Raw genomic sequence first — 4,761 nt, 5'->3', positions numbered from 1 at the left:
GATCTAACCCGGTTTTTTCTTTGATGGTCTTTAAGTATCCTTGAAATGACATATTGTTGAGTTTATAAATGTTTATTCTTTGGTATAAAACAAATATAGAGGTAAGTAAGTTAAACTTACATGGTGATAAAAGACAATTAATAGGGGTGATTGCGACATCATCATCTTTATTTAGTCAATAATCTATAAATTAACAGAAATTACAACCAATGAGTAAACATAGTGCCGGTATATTGCTGTATAGGATAAAAAATAAAGAACCAGAAGTTTTACTCGTTCATCCTGGCGGCCCCTTTTTTCGTAATAAGGACAAAGGTTGGTGGACTGTTCCTAAGGGCGAAATATTGCCTAATGAAGATACTTTACAGACGGCTTTGCGGGAATTTAATGAAGAAACAGGTTATCTGCCTCATGGAGATTTTAAAGCGTTGAAGCCAGTGGTTCAGAAGGGTGGTAAAATAGTTAATTGCTGGGCTGTTAGCGGCGATTTAGATGCCGACAACATCACATGCAATACCTTCCCTTTAGAATGGCCGCCTAAATCAGGTAAAATTGTCGATTTTCCAGAAATAGATCAGGCCCGGTGGTTTTCTCTAACGCAGGCCGAGGAATTTATCAGTCAGCAGCAATGCGAATTTCTTAAAGAGCTTAAAAATATGTTTCTATAGTGTTGTAAATTATCTCGGGTTATTAAAACTGCCTATAAAGATCATATCGTTATAGTTTTCAAGGGGATTGTCTATGCTAAGCTCGTCATCTGCATAACAAAGAATAGAGTTTACCGTAGAAATTCCTTTACTGATACAGGCCTGATAGATGTCTACTTCTGTTTGGTCATCCCAGATCGGTAGCTCTTCAATGGCAGCCTGAATGCTGATTCTTTTGCGACCATGATAAATGGTCAGCCAGTCTGCATCGTAGTCATACTCCTTGCCAATGTCTTTGCTGAACTGAGAGCGAAGTTGGAAATCAGGTGCATTTCTGGAATAAGCTTCATCTGTATTAAAACTGTTATTGTCTTTCAGAAATTTACTCTGATCAAAGTATTTATAGAATTGCTCTTCTGTTTTATTTTGTGACATTCCTGCCCAGATATGGATGAGTTGCTCTGCCATGTTGTGTTTTTCTTGTGCTTTCAGCTGGCTGCGTTAGTCGTAATGGCCTCAAGGTACGGATTTTTTAGCTTACACGAATAAGCTATTCATTTTCAACAGACAAAAAGAAGGACTGTCTACTGGAGGCAGACCTTCTAGGTAACTTTAGTCTAATTAACTGTAAGAGATGCAAGCATCTGAGCTTTAGTAAGTTCCTTTGATGTATAATGCAGACTCAGCTCATGATTTGGATTGTTTTTTATCAGCGATAACAGCTCTTTTACGGAGATCACCATAGTTAAATCAGAACCAGTCGCATTGGCAAATGACCAATCTTTCAGTTTCTTTCCCTTTTCATCTTTTAGAACTATATTTCTATTCGTGCCTGCTCCCTTTAAAGTGCAGTGTATGTAATTGATGCGCAACTGATCATTAACATTTGCCTTATCAAGTTGCAGTACCCTTAAGCTCAATTGCTCGTTTACCGACTGTTTAAGAATAAGCTTGTTGTTTAAGTAAATCTCATAACTGTCCAATCCAAATTTCGTGGTGAAACCGAACGTGGTGAAACATAATGTAATCAGCGTAAATATCTTAATAAACGCCTGATTGAATGTTGTAGTTTTCATAATGCAATTTTTAAATTTAAATACCTGAACAATATTAGCTGAAAAGGAAACCATGCAAAAAAATAGTAGACCAGTAAACGAAAAAGTAGACGAACCTCTACTTTTTATGCCGTTCGTCGAAATAATTTTGGAGGTTTAGCACTTTTAAGTTCCTTTATATATGATATTTAAATATGGACTTTCTTGACAAGCAGCTTAAGCTGCCATTTTCAAAAGGGACTGTTTCCCTAAAGTATGTCCTGGCTCATAGTACCTATTGGTTGTTGATCACAGGATTCTTTATATATGAGAAAAGATACCTCATATACAAAGCCAGTATGCCTTATTTTGTTGCTTGCGTAACTGTAAGAATTGCTCTGCTAATTGTCATAGCCTACCTTAACCTTCACTTTTTCTTGCCAAAATACCTGCTAAAGAAACGCTACTTTATATATTCCGTGGCAGTTATTGCTTCAGTAATAGGGTACCTAACAGCCCAGAGTCTTTTTGATTTTTATTTGTATGGTTATGTTATAGGCCCTATGCGCAACAGCGATTTAATGGAAAGTCTATCTTACAATTTCTTTAGCACGTTATGGTATTTAGGTTTAATGCTGGCGCTTAAATTAAGTATGGATTGGTATGGGCAACAGCTTCTCATTCAGAAAATTACCGTAGAAAAATTAAATGCAGAAGTTAATTTTCTTCGTGCCCAGGTAAATCCACATTTCCTGTTCAATATATTAAATAACTTGTATGCATTAACACTTAAAAAATCAGAACTAGCACCAGATGTAGTGCTTAAGCTATCAGAAATGATGGAATATATGCTATATGATAGTACTGATGCAAAGGTACTGCTGGAAAAAGAAATTGCTTACTTAAGTAATTACATTGAATTAGAGCGACTCAGATTTAGTGCTGATTCTGCTATTTTATTAAATATTAATGCTGAACTAAAAGGTCATGAAATTGCCCCTTTATTGTTGCTGCCTTTGGTAGAAAACGCTTTTAAACATGGGCTTAGTAAGCAAACTGAAAATAGTTGGCTTACTGTTGATATAGCATTGAATAATGCAACATTAACAGTTAATATAGAAAACTCAAAACCATCAACAGTTTCTAATAAAGGCAAGGGTGGAATAGGGCTTGATAATTTAAGAAAACGTTTGGAGCTGCTTTATCCGGCTAAACACCAACTTGAATTTGATGATAAGAAAAATGTTTTCCATGCCAGGCTGGTAATTGAATTATAACTAAATGGATTGAAATTAGAAATAATGCTGAGAATTGTTGTTGTAGATGATGAACCGCTAGCGCTTGAAATATTGGACGGTTACTTAAAACGTATCGACAATGTACATTCTGTGTCGTTGTTTGCCAACACACGAGAAGCCTTGCGTTTTTTGCAAAATCAACCTGTCGACGTACTATTTATCGATATTGAGATGCCGGAAATGACAGGTATTGAATTTCTGAACGAATTAACAGATCCACCACTTACAATTTTTACAACTGCTTACCGCGATTATGCTTTTGAAGGTTATGAAATGGGAGTAGTTGATTTTTTATTAAAACCGATTTCTTTTAATCGTTTTAAGCAGGCTATTGAAAAAATCACAGAATTCTTAACCTTAAAAGCGCAGAATATAAATATTGATGATAATCCTGCCTTTCGGGAAACTGATTTTATTTTTGTTAAAAGCGGTGTGCAACGCATAAAACTGCATTTTAATGATGTTACCCACATTCAAGGGCTTAAAGACTATGCAATAATTTATGCTTATACCGGAAAAATCCTGCTCAAAGGGTCAATTAAAGCAATGCTTGATATTTTTCCGCACGACCGTTTCATTCGGGTACATAAATCCTTCATCGTATCCATTCAGAAAATAACGCGTCTGGAAAGGAACAGAATTGTACTGGATGGTTATCAAATTCCTATCGGACGAAATTTTAAAAATAACCTTGAAAAAGCACTCAATATCTAGGTATCTCCTTCTTTATCCTTAAAATGTTTGGAACTTAATTTTTTGTTATTTATATTGTAGATACATTCATCGCGAATTAATCAATCGCAATGGTGCTGTAACCAAATTTACTGTTAAATATTAAGTCCCTAGTATGAAACGAGCAATATCCATTTGTATGGTATGTATTTACATAATGCTACCAACACCATTCCCTTAAAAATTCTGGAGCTCTCCAAGTGCTAAATACCGTGTCTACCTAAATCCCTATACTATGCGTGTTCTGTACTATTATTTAAATCATCTAAAGCTTAAATTAATCTTTGTGGATATCAATTATTTGCCACCATGACTAAATTGTTTTAGCTGATCTACTATTCCAGGAATTCCCTGGTCATTCAAAAAACTAAAACTAAATCCTAAAACTAATATTATGATGAAAAGAATATTTTATTCGGTCATATTTTCTATGCTGTCCTTTCATGCGATGGCTCAGCTTAAGATTATTGGCAAGGTTAGCGATGCAAAAGACAACAGTCCTTTACCAGGTGTAAGTATCCTGGTAAAAGGTACCACACTCGCTACTTCCGCCGATGCCAGCGGGAATTACGGCATTGAAGTAAAAGGAGAAAACGATATTTTGGTTTTCTCGTACACTGGTTATACTACTCAGGAAGTTAAAGTAGGCGCCAGAAAAACCATCAATATCCAATTAGCTGAATCCTCAAGCGGTTTAAATGAGGTTGTGGTAATTGGATACGGTACTGTAAAAAAATCTGACCTTACGGGTGCTGTAGTTACAGTTAAAGGCGAGCAACTGATGGATAAACCTGTGGCTAATATATCTCAGGCTTTGCAGGGTAAAGTTACCGGTGTAGAGGTTAGTATTAACAGTGCTGCTCCGGGTGCGGCCGCAAAGGTAAGGGTAAGGGGTATTGGCTCAATTAACTCCAACATAGATCCATTGTATGTAATTGATGGGGTAGTTGGCGTAGATCCAAACTCTGTTAACCCTTTGGATGTAGCTTCGGTTGAGGTACTAAAAGACGCTTCATCAACAGCTATTTATGGATCAAGAGGTGCAAATGG

The 4,761-nt window shown here is 36.2% G+C and carries 6 protein-coding genes; 4 read left to right on the top strand and 2 right to left on the bottom strand.

Annotation, left to right across the window (positions count from 1 at the left end; genetic code table 11):
- Positions 1–209: 209 nt before the first annotated feature.
- Positions 210–668 (top strand): NUDIX hydrolase, encoded by a 459-nt coding sequence (locus AC1DG9_RS23375; protein WP_288879471.1) that lies wholly within the window; start codon positions 210–212, stop codon positions 666–668.
- A gap of 9 nt (positions 669–677) precedes the next feature.
- Here the strand turns inward: AC1DG9_RS23375 and AC1DG9_RS23370 are convergent, their stop codons facing one another.
- Positions 678–1,115 carry an immunity 22 family protein gene (locus tag AC1DG9_RS23370; protein ID WP_288879470.1) on the bottom strand — a complete coding sequence of 146 codons (438 nt, stop codon included), beginning with the start codon at positions 1,113–1,115 and terminating at the stop codon, positions 678–680.
- A 149-nt stretch (positions 1,116–1,264) separates the two neighbouring features.
- The gene (locus tag AC1DG9_RS23365; protein WP_172663123.1) at positions 1,265–1,723 is read right to left on the bottom strand and encodes a hypothetical protein; all 459 of its coding nucleotides are present in this window, start codon (positions 1,721–1,723) and stop codon (positions 1,265–1,267) included.
- Between the two features lie 173 nt (positions 1,724–1,896).
- Here AC1DG9_RS23365 and AC1DG9_RS23360 point away from each other — a divergent pair, with 173 nt between their 5' ends.
- The 3 genes from AC1DG9_RS23360 to AC1DG9_RS23350 form a co-directional block, all read left to right on the top strand.
- Positions 1,897–2,958, top strand: coding sequence for a sensor histidine kinase (locus tag AC1DG9_RS23360; protein ID WP_288879467.1), 1,062 nt, complete (start codon positions 1,897–1,899; stop codon positions 2,956–2,958).
- Between the two features lie 9 nt (positions 2,959–2,967).
- Positions 2,968–3,693 carry a LytR/AlgR family response regulator transcription factor gene (locus tag AC1DG9_RS23355; RefSeq protein WP_337716345.1) on the top strand — a complete coding sequence of 242 codons (726 nt, stop codon included), beginning with the start codon at positions 2,968–2,970 and terminating at the stop codon, positions 3,691–3,693.
- A gap of 412 nt (positions 3,694–4,105) precedes the next feature.
- On the top strand, positions 4,106–4,761 hold a 656-nt coding region (locus AC1DG9_RS23350), incomplete at its 3' end, for a carboxypeptidase-like regulatory domain-containing protein (protein ID WP_477635338.1).

This window comes from Pedobacter sp. 05L430 (genome assembly GCF_056397585.1).
Note: the sequence above shows the minus strand (reverse complement) of the source record. Positions and strands in the feature narration are given on the sequence as shown.

Excerpts from the sequence above, each read along its gene's own strand:
- AC1DG9_RS23370 (WP_288879470.1), bottom strand. The coding sequence starts at position 1,115 with ATGGCAGAGCAACTCATCCATATCTGGGCAGGAATGTCACAAAATAAA.
- AC1DG9_RS23365 (WP_172663123.1), bottom strand. The coding sequence starts at position 1,723 with ATGAAAACTACAACATTCAATCAGGCGTTTATTAAGATATTTACGCTG.
- AC1DG9_RS23360 (WP_288879467.1), top strand. The coding sequence starts at position 1,897 with ATGGACTTTCTTGACAAGCAGCTTAAGCTGCCATTTTCAAAAGGGACT.
- AC1DG9_RS23375 (WP_288879471.1), top strand. The coding sequence starts at position 210 with ATGAGTAAACATAGTGCCGGTATATTGCTGTATAGGATAAAAAATAAA.